The sequence below is a fragment of the Bacillus sp. ISL-4 genome, assembly GCF_018613275.1.
Classification (GTDB): domain Bacteria; phylum Bacillota; class Bacilli; order Bacillales; family DSM-1321; genus Peribacillus; species Peribacillus simplex_E.
The window spans coordinates 189,041-207,632 of sequence record NZ_JAGGQN010000012.1 but is presented as its reverse complement, the minus strand read 5'-3'; the positions used below and the strand labels follow the sequence as shown (position 1 = coordinate 207,632).

The window sequence follows — 18,592 nt, the reverse complement described above, 5'->3', positions numbered from 1 at the left end:
CAAATGGATCCCCTCTTTAATTCTTTCAATGTTTGTAGTCTAGCATCGAGTAGACAAGCATATATTGAAGCATGTATGAAATGGAGGTGCCTGTTTTTGCGTGTTTCGAATGTTACTGTCCGAAAACGGCTGGCAATCGCATTGGCGATCGGTATCGTTGTTTTTTTTATCATTGATATCCGATTGGGAATTGTACAGTTTTATCTAGGGGATAAGTTGACGGGGCTGGCTAAAGATTCCTGGAGCAGGAATATTCCTTTTGAAGCCAAACGAGGAGAAATTCTGGATCGGAATGGTGTTGAGCTGGCAACGAATATATCTGCGCCAACAGTCTATGTCATCCCAAGACAGATTGAGAATCCTGGGGAGACGGCGGAACAGCTTGCTTCAATATTGGATATGACAAAGGAAAAGGCTTATCAATGGTTAACGAAACAGGCGATGAGCGTCAGAATTCCGGAAGGCAGAAAGATATCTCATGAAAAGGCGAAGGAAATTAAAGCATTAGGGATAAAGGGTGTTTATATCGCTGAAGATTCAAAGCGCCATTACCCATTTGGTGAATACCTTTCGCATGTTCTTGGCTTTACAGGCTCTGACAATCAAGGGTTGATGGGTATTGAATTGTCATATGATAAGGAACTAAGCGGGGAAAAAGGATTCGTTAAATTTTACTCCGATGCTAAAGGGAAAAGACTTGAAAATATGGCTGATGACTATAAGCCCCCTGTTGATGGTGATAACTTGAAGCTAACCATCGATAGCAAAATCCAGACAATTGTGGAGAGGGAGCTCGATAATGCGGAGGCGACATATGATCCCGATGGATTAATTGCCATTGCAATGGATCCGAATACAGGGGAAATATTGGCAATGTCAAGCAGGCCAACCTTCGACCCGGCCAATTTTCAAAATGTACCTTCAGAAGTGTATAATCGTAATTTACCAGTTTGGAGTATATATGAACCAGGTTCGACTTTTAAGATCATCACGCTTGCTGCGGCGCTTGAGGAAGGGAAGGTCGACTTACAAAAGGAACATTTTTATGATTCCGGACATGTGGAAGTGTCAGGGTCTACACTGCATTGCTGGAAAAGCGGAGGACATGGGGACCAAACTTTTCTTGAAGTCGTCGAGAACTCATGTAACCCTGGTTTTGTAGAATTAGGGAACCGGCTTGGTAAAGACAAGCTGTTTAAATATATAAATGATTTCGGGTTTGGGCAAAAGACGGGGATTGATTTAACCGGAGAAGGAAAAGGAATCATGTTCAACATGGATCAAGTGGGTCCGGTTGAGCAGGCAACGACAGCGTTTGGACAAGGTGTAGCCGTAACGCCCATTCAGCAGGTGACAGCGGTATCGGCGGCTGTGAATGGCGGAACTTTGTATACACCTTATATCGCGAAGGAACTTGTGAATCCAAAAAATGGGGAAGTGCTGATGCGAAAGACCCCACAGGCGAAGAAAAAAGTGATTTCAGAAGCAACCTCTAAGAAAGTCCGTGAAGCACTTGAATCCGTTGTCGCCCAAGGCAGCGGTAAAGGAGCATTCGTGGAGTCGTACCGAGTCGGCGGGAAAACGGGTACAGCCCAAAAAGCTGAAAATGGCAGATACCTTGAAAATAATTATATTCTCTCATTCATTGGGGTCGCTCCAGCGGATGATCCGCAAATCGTCGTTTATATAGCGGTGGATAATCCGAAAGGAACGGTACAGTTCGGCGGGGTCGTTGCCGCACCGATCGTTGGGAATATCATGGAGGATTCACTTAGGGCCATGGGCGTCAAGCCAAGGAAAAACCAGATTGAGAAGGAAACGCTCTGGACGGATCCGGTCATGGTCGAGGTACCTGACGTTGTGGGTCTCAGCAAAAAAGAGTTGCAAACCCAGCTGATCGACCTTAAGCTGGATATTGCCGGCAATGGGGATAAAGTCATAAATCAAGCCCCGGATCCAGGTGTTAAAGTAAAACAAGGCTCCACAATAAGAATTTATCTTGGCGAAAATACAGAATAAGTATAATATAATATATGAATAGTTAAAGCGGCTGAAGAATCATCAGCCGCTTTGTTTACGGAGTCGGGATAACCCCGTATAATTGAAATTGGTTTCTCGACAAGCCAAGGCTAATCACATATAATGAATCCTCAAATTAAGTTGAGAGGGATGGAAAAATGAAGCTTCACAAATTACTATCTTATTTACACTCCTTATTTACGTATGAAGGAGAAAATCCTGAAATCACCTCCATTGAAAATGATAACCGTAAAGTCATAGACGGAAGTTTATTTGTTTGTATAAAAGGTTATACAGTCGATGGTCATGATTTTGCCCAACTTGCTGTAGAACATGGAGCTGCAGCAGTCATTGCCGAAAGGCCGCTTGACCTCGATGTTCCCGTGATCGTAGTCAGGGATTCGAGCAGGGCGATGGCGGTGCTTGCCGATGCATTCTATGGCCATCCGACTCAAAAGATGCGCTTGATCGGAATTACAGGTACGAATGGAAAGACGACGACCAGTCACTTATTGGAAAAGATTTTCGAGGATCGACAAGAAAAAACAGGCTTGATTGGCACAATGTATACAAAAATTGCCGATACGGTATATGAAACTAAGAATACGACGCCAGATAGCGTTACGCTGCAGAAGGCTTTTCATGAAATGGCTGAAGCATCCGTTACCACTGCCATTATGGAAGTTTCATCACATGCACTTGAGCTTGGACGCGTCCATGGCTGTGATTATGATATTGCCGTCTTTACGAATCTCACACAGGATCATTTGGATTTTCATAAAACCATGGACAGATACAGACAGGCAAAATCCTTATTTTTCTCACAGCTAGGCAATGCTTACATAGAAAATCGTCCTAAATATGCTGTGCTTAATGCTGATGATGAGGCAACAGCTGATTTCATTAAAGCGACTGCTGCTACAGTCATAACATACGGCATAGACAAAGAAGCAGATATCAGGGCCAAGGATATACAAATTGATGCAAATGGCACATCGTTCACCTTGACAGCAGGTAAAGAAGAGCGTTACATTCAGCTGAAGCTAATTGGTAAATTCAGTGTTTATAATGTGCTCTCTGCAATTTCTGCTGCTTTGTGCGCCGGTAACGATCTAGATGAGACAATTAGATCCATCGAGGATATAAAAGGTGTTGCAGGCCGTTTTGAGCTCATTACAGCGAATCAGGACTTCCCTGTCATTGTTGACTATGCCCATACTCCGGACAGTTTAGAAAATGTTCTAAAGACTGTTGGTGAGTTTGCTAGAAAGAAAATTTTCGTGATAGTGGGCTGCGGCGGGGACCGAGACAAGACAAAGCGTCCCATCATGGCCGAAATTGCATGCAGCTTGGCGACTGACCCGATCTTCACTTCGGATAATCCGCGCAGTGAAGATGCTGCCCAGATCCTCCGGGATATGGAAGCTGGTGTAGCAGGCAAAGAATATACGGTTATTGAAGACCGCAGGCAGGCGATAGCTTACGCTGTTTCCAAGGCTGAAGAGGGCGACGTTATATTAATAGCCGGAAAAGGTCATGAAACCTATCAATTGGTCGGTGACGAAGTGCTTCACTTCGATGACCGTGAAGAAGCGGAAAAGGCGATTCAAAGTCGTTTGGGTTCAGTTTGAACAAAGCTGAAATTGCATGCAACAAATAAGAAAAGACATCAAGCAGAATTTTATATTTGAATTGTGTTAGGAATGAGGGAGTAAGGAATGTTGGAACAAGTGATTTTTTATACGATTTTGGTGGCGTTTTTAGTAACCGTTCTTCTTTCGCCGATTTTCATCCCGTTTTTAAGAAGATTGAAATTCGGGCAAAGTATTAGGGAAGAAGGCCCGCAATCGCATCTGAAGAAAACTGGAACACCCACCATGGGCGGTTTGGTCATTTTATTATCTGTCACCATTGCTACACTAGTCATGACTTTGAAATTTTCGGCACCTTCAACCGAAACGTATTTATTATTATTCGTTACTTTAGGTTTTGGTTTATTAGGTTTCCTGGATGATTTCATCAAAGTGGTCATGAAGCGAAACCTAGGATTGACTTCCAAGCAAAAACTGCTCGGACAAATTGTGATTTCTGTCATCTTTTACTTCGTCTTTAAGCAGACAGACCGTTTTAATCCTGAATTGACGATTCCAGGTACTGACTTTGCTTTTGATTTTGGCTGGTTTTATCTGTTTATCGTTATTTTCTGGCTGGTAGGTTTTTCGAATGCCGTCAATTTGACTGATGGACTTGATGGACTTGTCTCAGGAACATCAGCCATTGCCTTTGGTGCTTTTGCCATTTTGGCCTGGAGTCAGTCACAATATGATGTCGCTATTTTTTCTGTGGCGGTTGTCGGTGCAGTACTCGGGTTCTTGGTATTCAATGCACATCCAGCAAAGGTTTTCATGGGGGATACGGGTTCCTTGGCCCTTGGGGGAGCGATCGCAACCATCGCCTTGTTAACGAAGCTTGAAATCCTCCTGGTAATCATTGGCGGAGTCTTCGTGATTGAGACGCTCTCGGTCATCCTGCAGGTAGGATCTTTTAAAACGACTGGTAAACGTATTTTTAAAATGAGTCCGCTTCACCACCATTATGAGCTTTCCGGCTGGTCGGAATGGCGCGTCGTCGTGACTTTCTGGACAGTGGGGCTGCTGTGTGCGGTACTCGGAATCTATTTAGAGGTGTGGATATAATTGAAAGAGACTGCAAAGTATTCAGAGAAAAAGATATTAGTATTGGGTTTGGCAAAAAGCGGAGTGATTGCAGCTTCGCTTCTACATAAATTAGGTGCTTTCGTGACGGTTAATGACATGAAGCCATTATCGGAGAATCCTGAGGCTCAAGGACTTCTTGAACAGGGAATCAAAGTCATCTGCGGCAGTCATCCGATCGAGCTTCTTGATGAGGGTTTTGAGCTGATCGTGAAAAACCCGGGAATCCCCTATCGGAACCCTATTGTAAAAGGGGCATTGGAAAAAGGGATCCCTGTTATCACGGAAGTTGAACTGGCCTATCAGATAAGTGAAGCACCTTTCATAGGGATCACTGGTACAAATGGGAAAACGACCACGACAACATTGATATACGAAATGTTGAAGACGGGTGAAAAATCCCCGCTGGTTGCCGGTAATATCGGGACAGTGGCTTCTGGTGTTGCTGAAAATGCAAAACCCGATGACTCGATCGTCATTGAATTATCATCGTTTCAGTTAATGGGAATAGACGAATTTCGTCCTGAAATCTCTATCGTGACAAATTTGTATGATGCACATTTGGATTATCACAGTTCCAAACAGGAATACGTCGAAGCAAAAGCTGCCATTACGAAAAATCAAATAGCCTCAGATTTCATGATTTATAATGCAGATCAAGATCTAGTTTTGTCCATGGCGAAAAAGACCAAGGCTGAACTTGTTCCTTTTTCAGCTGAAGTGAAGCATGAGAATGGAGCCTATGTGGAAGATGGTGCCGTCAGTTTCCGAGGAGAAAAAATCATTGAAGTATCAGAGATAGCCCTTCCTGGAAAGCATAATTTGGAAAATGTGCTCGCTGCCATCTCAGCGGCCAAACTGAAGGGTGTAGTTAACGAAGCCATTCAGACTGTACTGAAAACATTTTATGGTGTGGAGCACCGTCTGCAGTTTGTAGCGACGATCGATAACCGTAAATTTTATAATGATTCGAAAGCGACGAACATTCTTGCAGCATCCAAAGCGCTAACTTCCTTTACGGAACCTGTCATCTTATTGGCGGGAGGTTTGGATCGCGGAAATGAATTTGATGAGTTGAAACCGGCGATGAAAAATGTCAAAGCCGTGATAACTTTTGGTGAAACGGCAGAAAAAATTGAACGGGTAGCCAAAGAATTAGGAATAGCGAATATAAAACGTGTCGATAATGTAGAAAAGGCCGTGCCGTCTGCATTTGAATTATCAGATGAAGGCGACTGCATTCTTCTCTCCCCGGCTTGTGCAAGCTGGGATCAATATAAAACTTTTGAGCAAAGAGGAGACATGTTTATGGAGGCCGTGCATAAACTTAAGTAAGAGCTTTCGCAGAGAGAAGTGAATTTGCTTCTACGTTGACACCAGGGAAAAAAGCGATAATGAGCCGTTATCGCTTTTTTTTTGGCTAAAGTGCTGACAAGCAATCAGCATTGATGTTTATATTCGCAGGCTCGAAAAACTTCCTAGAGGTGGATGTCCGTGCCATTAAAAAAATCGAATCCCGATCTCATTCTCATTATCGTCACCTTAAGTCTTTTGACTGTTGGATTAATCATGGTTTACAGCGCGAGTGCCATTTGGGCAACATATAAATTTGATGATTCGTTTTATTTTGCTAAAAGGCAGTTGCTGTTTGCCTGCGTTGGTGTCATAGCCATGTTTTTCATCATGAATGTGGATTACTGGACGTGGCGGACATGGGCCAAGATCCTTATCATCATTTGTTTCATTATGTTACTGGCTGTGCTTGTACCAGGTATAGGGATGGCGAGAAATGGTTCGAGGAGCTGGATTGGTGTAGGTGCCTTTTCGGTGCAGCCCTCTGAGTTCATGAAGCTGGCGATGATCGCTTTTTTAGCTAAGTTTTTATCAGAACGGCAAAAGCTGATCACCTCCTTTAAAAAAGGGATGCTTCCATCCTTGGGTTTAGTGTTTTTGGCATTTGGATTGATCATGTTACAGCCGGACCTTGGAACGGGAACGGTGATGGTTGGAACGTGCATCGTTATGATTTTTATATCCGGGGCAAAAATCAGTCATTTTGTCGGCTTGGGGCTAATCGGGGCAGCAGGTTTTATCGGTCTGATTTTGTCAGCGCCCTACCGGATAAAAAGGATCACGTCTTTTCTGGATCCTTGGGAAGACCCTTTGGGCAGTGGATTTCAAATGATTCAATCGTTTTATGCAATCGGACCCGGGGGATTGTTCGGATTGGGACTCGGGCAAAGCCGCCAAAAGTTTTTCTATTTACCAGAACCGCAGACTGATTTCATCTTTGCCATACTTTCCGAAGAGCTTGGCTTCATCGGGGGTTCTCTTGTCATTTTACTATTTGCGCTTATGCTTTGGCGGGGCATTCGGATCGCACTTGGTGCTCCTGATTTATATGGGAGCCTTGTAGCGGTGGGAATCATTGCAATGGTCGCCATTCAAGTGATGATCAATATAGGTGTGGTAACGGGTTTGATGCCAGTAACGGGTATCACCTTGCCCCTCTTAAGTTATGGCGGTTCATCACTGACGCTCATGTTGATGGCGATTGGGGTGCTCCTGAATATTAGCCGTTATTCAAGGTTCTGAAAATAAGTGAAATATATGGTTTTGCAAAAGGGAAGTTCTGTTAAACGCAGGGCTTCCTTTTTTTACGTTGAAAACCCTTGCAGGAAAACGATTTTGGAGGGTGCCTTGCCGAAATTTAGAAATAAATGAAATGCCGCTTAAATATTACCATGTATGAATGTTGAGGAAACCACAATAAATATTGGCAATACGTCTTTGTTTAGACTATAGTATAAGAGGGTTAGGCCGTACTGGGGCTTGCTTCTGTTCATTTTTCTGCTAAAAAGGCGTTATTAAACTTGTAATATAAGTGACCTCATGGAAGAGGAAATGAAAATTATAACCTGGAATTTTTGGAACAACAAGGAGGTTTATCATGGATAATGTGATAAAGCAATTAACTGAAATGAAAATCGGCAAAGTTCTTGAACAGGAACCGCTTGCAAATCATACAACTATGAAAATTGGGGGGCCGGCTGATTTATTCATCGTGCCTTCATCCATTGAGAATATAGAAAAAACAATGAAGGTCATCCAAGAAAATGGGATTCCATGGACGGTGATCGGCAGGGGCTCTAACCTACTTGTCAGTGATGGCGGAATTGAAGGTGCCGTGCTTAAATTGGGTAAAGGACTTGATCATCTCGAGATAAATGGGCCGGAGATAAAAGCAGGAGCTGGGGTATCACTTGTCAGCCTGTCCGTACAAATCAGTAAAAAAGGATATGCAGGATTGGAATTTGCCAGTGGGATTCCTGGTTCCGTCGGCGGAGCAGTCTATATGAACGCTGGTGCACACGGTTCCGATATGAGTGAAATTCTCAAGGAGGCACATGTTCTTTTTGAAGATGGAACCCTAGCTTGGCTTTCGAAAGAAGAAATGGAGTTTTCTTATCGAACTTCTCTGCTTCAGAAGAAAAGACCTGGTATCGTACTGGAAGCAATTTTTCAATTGACAGAGGGTGATAAAATCGAAATCGTTGAAAGAATGCAGAATAACAAGAATTATCGTAAAGATACCCAGCCGTATAATCTTCCATGTGCCGGGAGCATATTTAGGAATCCACTTCCACACCATGCTGGTAAATTGGTCGAGAATGCAAGCCTGAAGGGACATTCTATTGGCGGAGCTCAGATTTCACCGATGCACGGGAACTTTATCGTTAACACAGGTAATGGAAGTGCAGCGGATGTTCAAGCGTTGATACAGCATGTGAAGGATACTGTGTATGATAAATTTGAAGTTGAAATGGAAACAGAAGTGGAAATTATCGGCAGAAAATAATAGGATTCATTATATCCAAATATTGTGATATAATGTGTTACCTTTTAAAGTTAGTTAATAATAAAATATAGAGTTTGTCTTGATTTCGCACCGTCAAGAACCATCCATTTTTTCAGGAAGAGGTGAAGGGGATGGAAAAGGGGAAAATCGTTTCCATTGAGGACCGCATCCCGAAATTAAAACAATTAAGAAAAAGCAAAGCAAACAGGCGGCTTGTTCTTCTGCTTTCCCTTTTCTTCATTCTGGTTGCTTGTGTGCTATATTTCTTATCTCCATTAAGCTATGTGAAATCCGTGCAGGTAGAGGGGAATCGTTATATTACTTCCAAACAGATCATTAAATTGAGTAAGGTGAAGAAGGATCGAAGCATCTGGAAGGTTGATACAGGGGAAGCTGCAGCCAATATCAAAAAAAATCAAGAAATAAAAAGCGTTAAGGTGACACCGATATTTCCTAATTCCATTAAAATTACGGTTTCGGAACATAATAGGATGGCATATCTGTCCAATAATGGGAAGTTTGCACCCATTTTGGAAAACGGGTCCGTTTTAGAGGAGTTGGCAACAGGCGAAATTCCAGTATTTGCCCCTGTTTTAATTGGTTTCAAAGAGGGTAAAGCATTAAAGTTGCTTTTAGAAGAGCTAGACAAGCTTCCTGTCGAGATTCAGAATGCCATTTCAGAAATTCATTACGCTCCGACCAAAACTGATGTCAACCATATCGTCATGTATATGAACGATGGGTTTGAAGTAAGTGCGACAAGCCGGACTTTATACGAGAAAATGATTCACTATCCATCAATTGTCAGCCAGTTGGATCCAAATGTAAAGGGAGTCATCGATCTGGAAGTGGGTTCTTATTTTAAGGCATATGAAGACGCTGATCAAAAGGAAGACACTAATGAGGAAAATTAATGGCAAGCGGGTGGTTTTACCCCTGGTTTGCGTGGTGCTCGGATTCATGATTGCCTTCTCTTACAATCTGACCAAAGAAAGTGAAGGTGCAGCGAAGGACAAAGCCTGGGATCAGGAATATGAGCTCAGGCAGAAGCTGATCGAACAAGAGAAGCAGAACCGGGAACTTCAGAAGGAACTCCTTCAGAAGCAGGAAAATGTATCCCAAATAGAAAAAGACTTAGCGCAGGAAAAGCAGCTTTTTTTCAATTTGGCAAAGGATACGGAAAAATACCGTATGTTTCTCGGGAAAGTGAAAGTGAAAGGCTCAGGCCTGCAGGTGACGCTTGAAGATGGTACGGATATGGATTCAGAAGCCAATGTTAATAATTACCTCGTCCATGAACAGCATGTCTTCAAGGTCGTCAATGAACTATACATATCAGGTGCAGAGGCTGTTGCGGTTAACGGTCAAAGGTTAAATCATGATTCATACATAATCTGTAATGGGCCTGTGATTACAGTCGATGGCCATCAGCATCCTGCTCCCTTCATCATATCTGCGATTGGGGACCCGGATGTCCTGGGTGCTTCACTGGACTTACCCGGTGGCATCAAGGAACAGCTGGTTAATGAGAATATTATCTTTACAGTGGAAAAACAAAAGAATATCATTTTTGACCCAATTATTGGAGGGTGATCAGACCGCCGGATTCGATGAAAGATTGGTGAGAAACTGGAAATGAAAAAAAAGCTTTCTTTTAGTTTGATTACGTTGATTGCTGGCTTCATGCTCGCTATTCAATTCAATTTGGTGAATCAGCCTGTCGTTTCCGATACAAGGGATATGTGGGAGCTAAAAAATGATTTATTGAAAGAACAGCAGACCCAGGCGGATTTAATAGAGGGTATAGGAAAGCTTGAGGGAAAAATAGCATCCTATGAAACAAAGAAAAATGAGAGTAAAGAAGAAGTATTGCGTGACACCCTGACCGAATTAAAGACAGATGCAGGTTTGACCGAAATTAAAGGTAATGGGGTCATCGTATCTATACAGCCTATCAAAGCAGATATCCTTCTTGGTGAGAAGGTCGAGTATATTTCACCTGTTTTGATCATTCGGCTCATCAATGAAATGTATAGGTATGGCGCTGACGAAATTTCCATTTCAGGACAAAGGTATATATCAACATCGGTTATTCGTGATATTAATGGGCAGCCGAAAATGGACGGGTATCCTCTTGTTCATTACCCGGTCGAAATACAGGCAATAACCGTTAATCCAAAGAAACTGAAGCAACGCATTGAAGGTTCCGAACTTATGGATGATTTCTTTATAGATAATTTTGAAGTGCAGATCAATGTGCCTTCCGGTGAGTTGACATTGCCGGCCTACCAAAATGCTATTAATGTGGAACATATGGAACCCATTATGGATGGGGGTGAATCGTAATGTGGCTTCCAGTTTTTGGACTATTGATTGGAATCACCCTTGGTTTTTTGGTGGATTTTGATATTCCCCATGAATATTCAAATTATCTTTCCATTGCCGTGCTTGCTGCTTTTGATACCTTATTTGGGGGCATACGGGCTCATTTGCAAAATCTTTATGATGAAGTTGTATTTGTAACAGGATTCTTCTTTAATATTGTTTTAGCCGCAGGTTTGGCTTTTCTAGGTGTACATCTTGGTGTAGACTTATATTTAGCCGCAATCTTTGTGTTCGGTGTAAGGCTCTTTCAAAATATCGCCCTGATTAGAAGGATCCTAATTGAAAAATGGTCCATTTCCCGGAAAAAGCAGAAAAAAAATCTATAATTTTAAAGGGAATTAAGTTATAAATGACGAATAGTTTATGGCAGTATCTAGTTTATTAAGTATATCAGTCTCGTTGAGAAGCGAACAATAAGCACCATAAAGTGGGAAATCTACGAGTTTTGTTCGGGAAATCCAAAATGAACCGCTTATCAATGAAATTCTCGAGTTGTTGTAATCAGTTCTGTTATTCTATAATGTATAAGTCTTCGATATAAAAATGTTATTCTACTAATACATGTATAAAACTGAAGGAGGTGCCATGGAATGAACAGCAACGAAATATACGTAAGTCTTGACATCGGTACATCCAGTGTAAAAGTTATCATTGGGGAAATGGTCAATGACACATTAAATATAATCGGCGTAGGAAATATTAAATCAGAAGGGCTCAAAAAGGGTTCGATCGTCGGTATAGATGAAACCGTCCAATCCATTCAAAAGGCTATAGAGCAAGCAGAACGGATGATAGGGATGGAGATAAAGAAGGTAATCGTCGGCATAAGCGGAAATCACGTGACGCTTCAGCCGTGTCATGGGGTAGTAGCGGTATCCAGTGATAATAAAGAGATTACCGAGCATGACGTTTTCCGTGTTAGGGAAGCAGCGGAGTTAATAACGATACCATCCGACAGGGAAATCATCGACGTGGTGCCGATTCACTACAAAGTTGATGAACTTGATGAAATCAGTGATCCAAGGGGCATGATAGGTGTCCGGTTGGAAATGAGAGGGATTTTAATCACAGGTCTTCGGACAATTTTACATAACACACTGCGCTGTGTGGAAAGGGCAGGGTTAGAAATAACCGATATCGCCCTTCAGCCGCTAGCCGCAGGTTCTCTTGTTTTATCCAAGGATGAAAAAGAACTTGGTGTGGCGCTTGTCGATATTGGCGGTGGTTCCACGACTCTGGCAATTTTCGAACAAGGGTATTTACAATATACGTCTGTGATACCTATAGGCGGGGAAACACTTACGAAGGACCTTTCCATCGTTCTAAGGACAACGATGGAGGAAGCTGAGAAAATAAAAGTAAAGCATGGACATGCCTTTTATGATGACGCGTCTGAAGATGAAGTATTCCAAATACCGATCATCGGCAGCGATCAGCAGCAGACCTGCAACCAGTTAATGCTTTCGGATATCATCGAAGCGCGGGTGACCGAAATATTCGAGTTGATTCAAGATGATTTGAAGAGACTTGGCTTCCAGGATATACCGGGTGGTTTCGTGTTGACCGGTGGCGTCGTCAAGATGCCGGGAGTCCTGGAGCTAGCTCAATATGTGTTCCAAAACCGGGTAAGGACAGCTGAACCGAATTACATCGGTGTCAGGGAACCCCAATACACGACAGCTGTTGGTTTGATTAAACACGCATGCAAGAAAGAGAGAATGCAAAAAAACACCGCTAATAAAACTCCTGTAGCAGCTGGACAAGCTCAAGAAGATAACGACCAGCGTAGCCAGAAGGTTTCTCAGAAAAACAAAGAGAACACGGCTAAAAAACAAGGTGAAAAAGGTGAATCTAAGTTCAAAAAAATCCTGGGTTACTTTTTTGAATAACAATCATTAAGAATCGGGAATTTCGTCAAAATAGGAGGATTGTCATGTTGGAGTTTGATTCTAATCTAGAACAATTAGCAACGATAAAAGTAATAGGTGTTGGCGGCGGCGGAAACAATGCGGTAAACAGAATGATCGAGCATGGTGTACAGGGTGTTGAGTTTATTTCTGTCAATACTGACGCACAGGCTCTTAATCTATCAAAAGCAGAAATCAAAATGCAAATCGGTGGGAAGCTTACACGCGGTTTGGGAGCAGGTGCCAATCCCGAAGTAGGAAAAAAAGCTGCTGAAGAAAGCAAAGAGCAGATTGAAGAAGCGCTTAAAGGTGCCGATATGGTTTTCGTAACGGCTGGAATGGGCGGCGGTACGGGAACAGGGGCCGCTCCTGTCATAGCGGGCATTGCTAAAGATCTAGGGGCTCTTACAGTGGGTGTAGTTACACGTCCATTTACTTTCGAAGGCCGAAAACGTGCAACACAGGCACAAGGTGGCATTTCATCCATGAAGGAATCGGTTGACACACTGATCGTCATTCCGAACGACCGCCTCCTTGAAATCGTCGATAAAAGCACGCCGATGCTTGAAGCATTCCGTGAAGCCGATAATGTACTTCGCCAAGGTGTACAAGGGATTTCAGATTTAATTGCTGTCCCAGGTCTTATTAACTTGGACTTTGCCGATGTGAAGACAATCATGTCCAACAAAGGTTCCGCACTTATGGGAATCGGGATTTCCTCAGGGGAAAACCGTGCGGCGGAAGCGGCGAAAAAAGCCATTTCCAGTCCGTTGCTTGAAACATCGATTGATGGTGCCCAAGGCGTACTGATGAATATTACAGGTGGCACGAACCTAAGTCTTTTTGAAGTCCAGGAAGCGGCCGATATCGTGGCTACTGCATCCGATCAAGACGTGAACATGATTTTTGGTTCGGTTATCAATGAAAACCTTAAAGATGAAATCGTCGTTACGGTAATTGCAACAGGCTTTAACGAGGTTGAAGCTTCAATACGGCCTACTGGACGTCCAACACTTGGACAACAGCAGCAATCAAGACCTCAGACACAACAAACGCCACAGTCAAACGTGAAGCGTGAAGTGAAGAGAGAAGAAGTCAATGAACAGCCTGCACGTAATGCCAATCAAGGTGATGAGGCCTTGGATATTCCAACCTTCCTCCGTAACCGTAATAGACGCCGTTAATATCGACGTCATATGCCGTTCCCATTTGGGGACGGTTTTTTGTCGTTAATAAAATGAATTCTTAAAAGAAATTGTGTCAATTGACCTTATAATAATGGGGCGTTTCTCGAGCTTTATCACTCGGACCGAAGTGATAAATGAAATCTGCAATATTGGATCCAGGATCTTGTCTGAATGTCCTGTGAGCTAGAAGACGGAATTGTGCTGGATGGAGTGCCTTGGCAGAAGGGAGTCCACATCATTTGCTCACTTTCATTCATTAATGTAAAAAGATGAGAGATCAATAAATTATTAAACTTTTATAACATAAATCGACAGAAGTAAAAGGGAGCAGGATAGTCTCTAAGACAGTATTGAAAATATCAATGGCTGTTTTTCTACAAAAAGGGTAAAAATGACTGAAAAACTCTTAAGTTTTCAGTACAAAAAGTGACACACTTTCTAAGGGCAGGTACGCTATACTTTTTGCTAGTGGAAGGTTTGTTAATAAAAGGAGGGGAGGGTGTTTGACTTTATATTTAGATGTGATCTGGTTGTTGAATTGGTTATTTGACTGCCTCCTTTTATATTGGACCGCAATCATTCTTAAACGAAGGGTAGCTCTATGGCGGGTATGCATCGGCGGGTTGATTGGTTCCTTCATTATCGTATTGGCATTCACTCCTTTTTATGCAATTGCCGACCGAGTGTACATGAAGATTTTAGTATCCCTTGTCATGGTGCTGGCAACCTTTGGGTTTAATAGGTTGAAACTTTTCATGAAATCGGTGGCCACTTTATATTTCGTGACGTTTTTATCGGGAGGAATCCTTCTGGGACTTCACTACTTATTTGAATTCCAAATCGTGTCCAAGGACCCTGGTCAATATGCAGGAATCAACCGTTTTGGCGACCCTGTCAGCTGGATATTCGTAATGATCGGGTTCCCGCTCGCATGGCAATTTTCCAAGCGAACACTTGAAGGGATGGAGATGACCAAGCTTACACATGAACAAATGGTTTCGGTCTCGGTTAAAATTGCTGACTTTGAAGGAAAATTTCATGGATTGGTGGATAGCGGCAATCAACTATATGATCCGATTACACGTTCCCCAGTAATGATCATCTCTCTTTCAGGAGGGGAAGCAGGAATTCCGGACGATATGCTAGAGCTCTTTAAAAACCCAGATAACCTGATTAGTCAGGAAATGCAGCCCGAATATTCATGGACAGGAAGAATGCGTGTCATCCCTTATAAAGTCGTGGGTCATGAACATCAGCTGTTAACCGCAATCAAACCGGATTACATTAAGATCGTTCAAGGAGAAAAAGAATTTCATGTCAAGCAAGGTCTCGTTTCGTTTACCTTTCAGCAACTCTCTCCCGACAATAGCTATCAATCTATCGTTCACCCGAAAATGTTAACCGGGATACCGGTGCAAAATGCCTCCTGAACCATCAATTCACTCTATAATTTGACCCATAATCCGTTTATTAGAAGGGAGAATTATTTTGAAGAAATTCATTCTTCGGCTCACTTATTTTTGGTACAAACTATTGTTCAAGCTCGGATTGAAAACGGACGAAATATTTTATATAGGAGGGAGTGAGGCACTGCCGCCGCCCCTTTCGAAGGAAGAAGAGGCAATACTGATCAATAAATTACCGAATGGCGATGAAGCTGCACGCTCGATCTTGATTGAACGTAATTTAAGGCTGGTGGTTTATATTGCCAGGAAATTCGAAAATACTGGCATCAATATTGAGGATTTAATCAGCATTGGAACCATAGGTTTGATCAAAGCTGTGAATACATTCAATCCTGAGAAGAAAATAAAACTGGCTACATATGCTTCGAGATGCATCGAGAATGAAATATTAATGTATTTACGCAGAAATAACAAAATCCGTTCTGAAGTTTCTTTTGATGAACCTCTGAATATTGATTGGGATGGAAATGAACTTCTGTTATCCGATGTACTTGGAACGGACGATGACATTATCACGAAAGACCTTGAGGCAAACGTTGACCGTAAGCTGCTGACAAAAGCACTTACACAGTTATCCGAACGTGAAAAACAGATAATGGAACTCCGTTTTGGGCTTGCAGGCGGAGAAGAAAAAACCCAAAAGGACGTTGCTGACATGCTGGGGATTTCCCAATCTTACATTTCACGTTTGGAAAAAAGGATTATTAAGAGGCTTCGTAAAGAATTTAATAAAATGGTGTAAAAAAATAAAGTGCTTAAATGTCAATCAAATCAATACTTTGGTAGCTATATTGAAAAATAATGGCGATTTTCTGTTCTAGCCGTGTGCATATTTTTTCCTCCCGCGGAAATACTGTTTTTTGTACAGCGCTCCTGTGAGGAGGGAATAATTTTGTCTCGTAATAAGGTTGAAATCTGCGGTGTGGATACATCAAAATTACCGGTTTTAAAGAATGAAGAAATGAGAAAACTCTTTAAAGAACTGCAAGGTGGCGATATTTCAGCAAGAGAGAAACTGGTAAACGGGAATCTTCGACTCGTTCTAAGCGTCATTCAACGCTTCAACAATCGGGGAGAGTATGTAGATGATCTATTTCAGGTAGGCTGTATAGGGTTGATGAAGTCGATAGATAACTTTGACCTAGGTCAAAATGTTAAGTTTTCAACGTATGCTGTTCCGATGATTATTGGAGAAATCAGAAGATATCTTCGTGACAATAATCCGATTCGGGTATCCCGTTCTTTAAGAGACATCGCTTACAAAGCTTTGCAGGTAAAAGAAAAGCTCATAAGTCAGACCCTTCGTGAGCCGACAGCTGAAGAAATCGCCAAGGTGTTGGAAGTACCTCATGAAGAAATTGTTTTTGCACTAGATGCTATACAAGATCCAGTTTCACTTTTTGAACCGATTTATAATGATGGCGGGGATCCGATTTATGTACTCGACCAACTGAGTGATGAAAAAAATAAAGATAGTACCTGGATTGATGAAATAGCTATAAATGAAGGCATGAGACGGTTGAATGACCGGGAAAAAATGATCCTTCGCAAACGGTTTTTCCAAGGGAAGACGCAAATGGAGGTAGCCGAGGAAATCGGCATTTCACAAGCACAGGTCTCCCGATTGGAAAAAGCGGCAATCAAACAAATGAATAAAAATATCCAACAGTAGAAGCTGAGCATGAGAAAAAGTTAGCTGAAGCGGGTAGGGCAAAAATGTCAATACCCGCTTAACGGCTACTTATCCATAGCGGCTTTTTTATTTTGTTGAAAATCCCTTCCGGAAGGGATCGTGATCGAATGGACGTTTATTTATCGTATTCTTCATCCTTGAGCTCATTATGTCATATACATAGGAATAGGACCTTCATCTATGATGAAATTTTGAGGAGCTGAGTGATGTGACCAGGATTTCCGAATTTCAAATTAAGGATATCGTCAATATAGCGGATGGTAAGAAATTAGGTAATATGTCAGATCTTGAAATCAATACGGCCACGGGGAAAATAGAGGCCATCATCGTTTCAAATGGAACCAGATTAATGGGTTTTTTTGGCAGAGAACAGGATATTGTGATCCCATGGCGTAAAATAAAAAAAATCGGTGCAGATGTCATACTTGTTGAGCATCAGACTGTTTTTCAAGCGGAAGTGAAAGATGAACGGTTTTAAAGGTGCGTGGCGCAAATATATGATACACTAGACTAAAAATAAAGAGGTTTATAGCATGAAAGAGCCATTTGTTTTAATAAAAGACCAATATATGCTCATTGACAGCTGGAGACAAAAAAATCTCCAGCTCGTAGCGGGCTTCACCACAAAAAATGGGGGAGTCAGTACAGGTGATTTTCAAACATTGAATACCGGTTTTCATGTCGGGGATAATCTTGAAGATGTCCAGGGAAACCGCAGGATTATAGCTGATAAGCTGATGTTTCCGCTTAATGAATGGATAGGTGCCGAGCAGACACATGAAACGAAAATCCATAAAGTTACCAGTCGCGATGGCGGGATAGGTGCTACAGATTATGATTCAGCCTTTAAAGCGACTGATGGATTCTATACGAAGGACCCAGATGTACTATTGACCCTTTGCTATGCAGACTGCGTGCCCTTATACTTTCTTGCTCCGGCACATGGTATGATTGGGGTGGCACATGCTGGCTGGAAGGGTACGGTTAATGGAATTGCACGAAAAATGGTTGAGGCATGGCTGAGTGAGGGTATAAAAGCAAGTGAGATATTTGCTGTTATTGGACCGTCGATTTGTTCGAAATGCTATGTAGTTGATGATTATGTGATGGATTTAGCGCATAATTTGCTGGTAGATATTGACGAAAAGCCCTATAATTTAATCAGTGAAGGACAATATCAGTTAGACCTTAAGCAACTTAATGCATTGATTCTTCAAAAATCAGGAATTCCAAAAAGTCAGATCGAAGTTACATCATACTGTACAAGCTGTGATCATGAATTGTTTTTTTCACATCGCCGTGATAAAGGGAAGACAGGCAGATTGATGAGTTTTATCGGTTGGAAGGAGGATTTAGAGTAAC

Annotated in this window: 17 protein-coding genes; all 17 read left to right on the top strand. The window is 42.1% G+C overall.

Annotation, left to right across the window (positions count from 1 at the left end; all coding sequences use genetic code 11):
- Window positions 1-96 precede the first annotated feature (96 nt).
- The 17 genes from J7J00_RS10380 (at window position 97) to pgeF (ending at window position 18,591) form a co-directional block, all read left to right on the top strand.
- Window positions 97-2,019 carry a stage V sporulation protein D gene (locus J7J00_RS10380; protein ID WP_214790410.1) on the top strand — a complete coding sequence of 641 codons (1,923 nt, stop codon included), beginning with the start codon at window positions 97-99 and terminating at the stop codon, window positions 2,017-2,019.
- Window positions 2,020-2,177: 158 nt separating this feature from the next.
- On the top strand, window positions 2,178-3,650 hold the full coding sequence (locus J7J00_RS10375) for a UDP-N-acetylmuramoyl-L-alanyl-D-glutamate--2,6-diaminopimelate ligase (protein ID WP_214790408.1): 1,473 nt from the start codon (window positions 2,178-2,180) through the stop codon (window positions 3,648-3,650).
- Between the two features lie 87 nt (window positions 3,651-3,737).
- On the top strand, window positions 3,738-4,715 hold the full coding sequence (mraY, locus tag J7J00_RS10370) for a phospho-N-acetylmuramoyl-pentapeptide-transferase (protein WP_034313901.1): 978 nt from the start codon (window positions 3,738-3,740) through the stop codon (window positions 4,713-4,715).
- Window positions 4,716-6,068: a UDP-N-acetylmuramoyl-L-alanine--D-glutamate ligase gene (murD, locus tag J7J00_RS10365; RefSeq protein WP_214790406.1), complete on the top strand. Its 1,353-nt coding sequence runs from the start codon at window positions 4,716-4,718 to the stop codon at window positions 6,066-6,068.
- A 159-nt stretch (window positions 6,069-6,227) separates the two neighbouring features.
- Window positions 6,228-7,328, top strand: a complete 1,101-nt coding sequence (spoVE, locus tag J7J00_RS10360) for a stage V sporulation protein E (RefSeq protein ID WP_214790404.1) — start codon at window positions 6,228-6,230, stop codon at window positions 7,326-7,328.
- A gap of 355 nt (window positions 7,329-7,683) precedes the next feature.
- Window positions 7,684-8,592, top strand: coding sequence for a UDP-N-acetylmuramate dehydrogenase (gene murB, locus J7J00_RS10355; protein ID WP_214790402.1), 909 nt, complete (start codon window positions 7,684-7,686; stop codon window positions 8,590-8,592).
- Window positions 8,593-8,723: 131 nt separating this feature from the next.
- The gene (locus J7J00_RS10350; RefSeq protein ID WP_214790400.1) at window positions 8,724-9,506 is read left to right on the top strand and encodes a cell division protein FtsQ/DivIB; all 783 of its coding nucleotides are present in this window, start codon (window positions 8,724-8,726) and stop codon (window positions 9,504-9,506) included.
- A complete protein-coding gene (locus tag J7J00_RS10345; protein ID WP_214790398.1) occupies window positions 9,493-10,185 on the top strand; it encodes a DUF881 domain-containing protein in 693 nt (230 codons plus the stop codon). The genes J7J00_RS10350 and J7J00_RS10345 overlap by 14 nt, the downstream gene beginning before the upstream one ends.
- A 42-nt stretch (window positions 10,186-10,227) precedes the next feature.
- Window positions 10,228-10,938 (top strand): DUF881 domain-containing protein, encoded by a 711-nt coding sequence (locus tag J7J00_RS10340; RefSeq protein WP_214790396.1) that lies wholly within the window; start codon window positions 10,228-10,230, stop codon window positions 10,936-10,938.
- A complete protein-coding gene (locus J7J00_RS10335) occupies window positions 10,938-11,303 on the top strand; it encodes a small basic family protein (RefSeq protein WP_098371078.1) in 366 nt (121 codons plus the stop codon). Before J7J00_RS10340 ends, J7J00_RS10335 begins: the two co-directional genes overlap by 1 nt.
- Window positions 11,304-11,567: 264 nt before the next feature.
- Window positions 11,568-12,866, top strand: coding sequence for a cell division protein FtsA (gene ftsA, locus J7J00_RS10330; protein ID WP_214790394.1), 1,299 nt, complete (start codon window positions 11,568-11,570; stop codon window positions 12,864-12,866).
- 44 nt (window positions 12,867-12,910) lie between these two features.
- The gene (gene ftsZ / locus J7J00_RS10325; protein ID WP_034313879.1) at window positions 12,911-14,068 is read left to right on the top strand and encodes a cell division protein FtsZ; all 1,158 of its coding nucleotides are present in this window, start codon (window positions 12,911-12,913) and stop codon (window positions 14,066-14,068) included.
- A 506-nt stretch (window positions 14,069-14,574) separates the two neighbouring features.
- Window positions 14,575-15,501 (top strand): sigma-E processing peptidase SpoIIGA, encoded by a 927-nt coding sequence (spoIIGA, locus tag J7J00_RS10320; protein ID WP_214790391.1) that lies wholly within the window; start codon window positions 14,575-14,577, stop codon window positions 15,499-15,501.
- A 58-nt stretch (window positions 15,502-15,559) separates the two neighbouring features.
- On the top strand, window positions 15,560-16,279 hold the full coding sequence (gene sigE / locus J7J00_RS10315) for an RNA polymerase sporulation sigma factor SigE (RefSeq protein WP_034313874.1): 720 nt from the start codon (window positions 15,560-15,562) through the stop codon (window positions 16,277-16,279).
- Window positions 16,280-16,429: 150 nt separating this feature from the next.
- The gene (gene sigG, locus J7J00_RS10310; RefSeq protein WP_214790389.1) at window positions 16,430-17,209 is read left to right on the top strand and encodes an RNA polymerase sporulation sigma factor SigG; all 780 of its coding nucleotides are present in this window, start codon (window positions 16,430-16,432) and stop codon (window positions 17,207-17,209) included.
- A gap of 229 nt (window positions 17,210-17,438) precedes the next feature.
- Complete coding sequence (locus J7J00_RS10305; RefSeq protein WP_076366653.1) at window positions 17,439-17,708, top strand: YlmC/YmxH family sporulation protein; 270 nt, start codon at window positions 17,439-17,441, stop codon at window positions 17,706-17,708.
- Between the two features lie 55 nt (window positions 17,709-17,763).
- Window positions 17,764-18,591, top strand: a complete 828-nt coding sequence (gene pgeF, locus J7J00_RS10300) for a peptidoglycan editing factor PgeF (protein WP_214790387.1) — start codon at window positions 17,764-17,766, stop codon at window positions 18,589-18,591.
- The last annotated feature ends 1 nt before the right edge of the window (window position 18,592 follow it).

Bases quoted from the DNA above. Each gene is read 5' to 3' on its own strand.
- J7J00_RS10345 (WP_214790398.1), top strand. From the start codon at position 9,493: ATGAGGAAAATTAATGGCAAGCGGGTGGTTTTACCCCTGGTTTGCGTG.
- J7J00_RS10350 (WP_214790400.1), top strand. From the start codon at position 8,724: ATGGAAAAGGGGAAAATCGTTTCCATTGAGGACCGCATCCCGAAATTA.
- mraY (WP_034313901.1), top strand. From the start codon at position 3,738: ATGTTGGAACAAGTGATTTTTTATACGATTTTGGTGGCGTTTTTAGTA.
- J7J00_RS10335 (WP_098371078.1), top strand. From the start codon at position 10,938: ATGTGGCTTCCAGTTTTTGGACTATTGATTGGAATCACCCTTGGTTTT.
- ftsZ (WP_034313879.1), top strand. From the start codon at position 12,911: ATGTTGGAGTTTGATTCTAATCTAGAACAATTAGCAACGATAAAAGTA.
- J7J00_RS10340 (WP_214790396.1), top strand. From the start codon at position 10,228: ATGAAAAAAAAGCTTTCTTTTAGTTTGATTACGTTGATTGCTGGCTTC.
- pgeF (WP_214790387.1), top strand. From the start codon at position 17,764: ATGAAAGAGCCATTTGTTTTAATAAAAGACCAATATATGCTCATTGAC.
- ftsA (WP_214790394.1), top strand. From the start codon at position 11,568: ATGAACAGCAACGAAATATACGTAAGTCTTGACATCGGTACATCCAGT.
- J7J00_RS10375 (WP_214790408.1), top strand. From the start codon at position 2,178: ATGAAGCTTCACAAATTACTATCTTATTTACACTCCTTATTTACGTAT.
- murB (WP_214790402.1), top strand. From the start codon at position 7,684: ATGGATAATGTGATAAAGCAATTAACTGAAATGAAAATCGGCAAAGTT.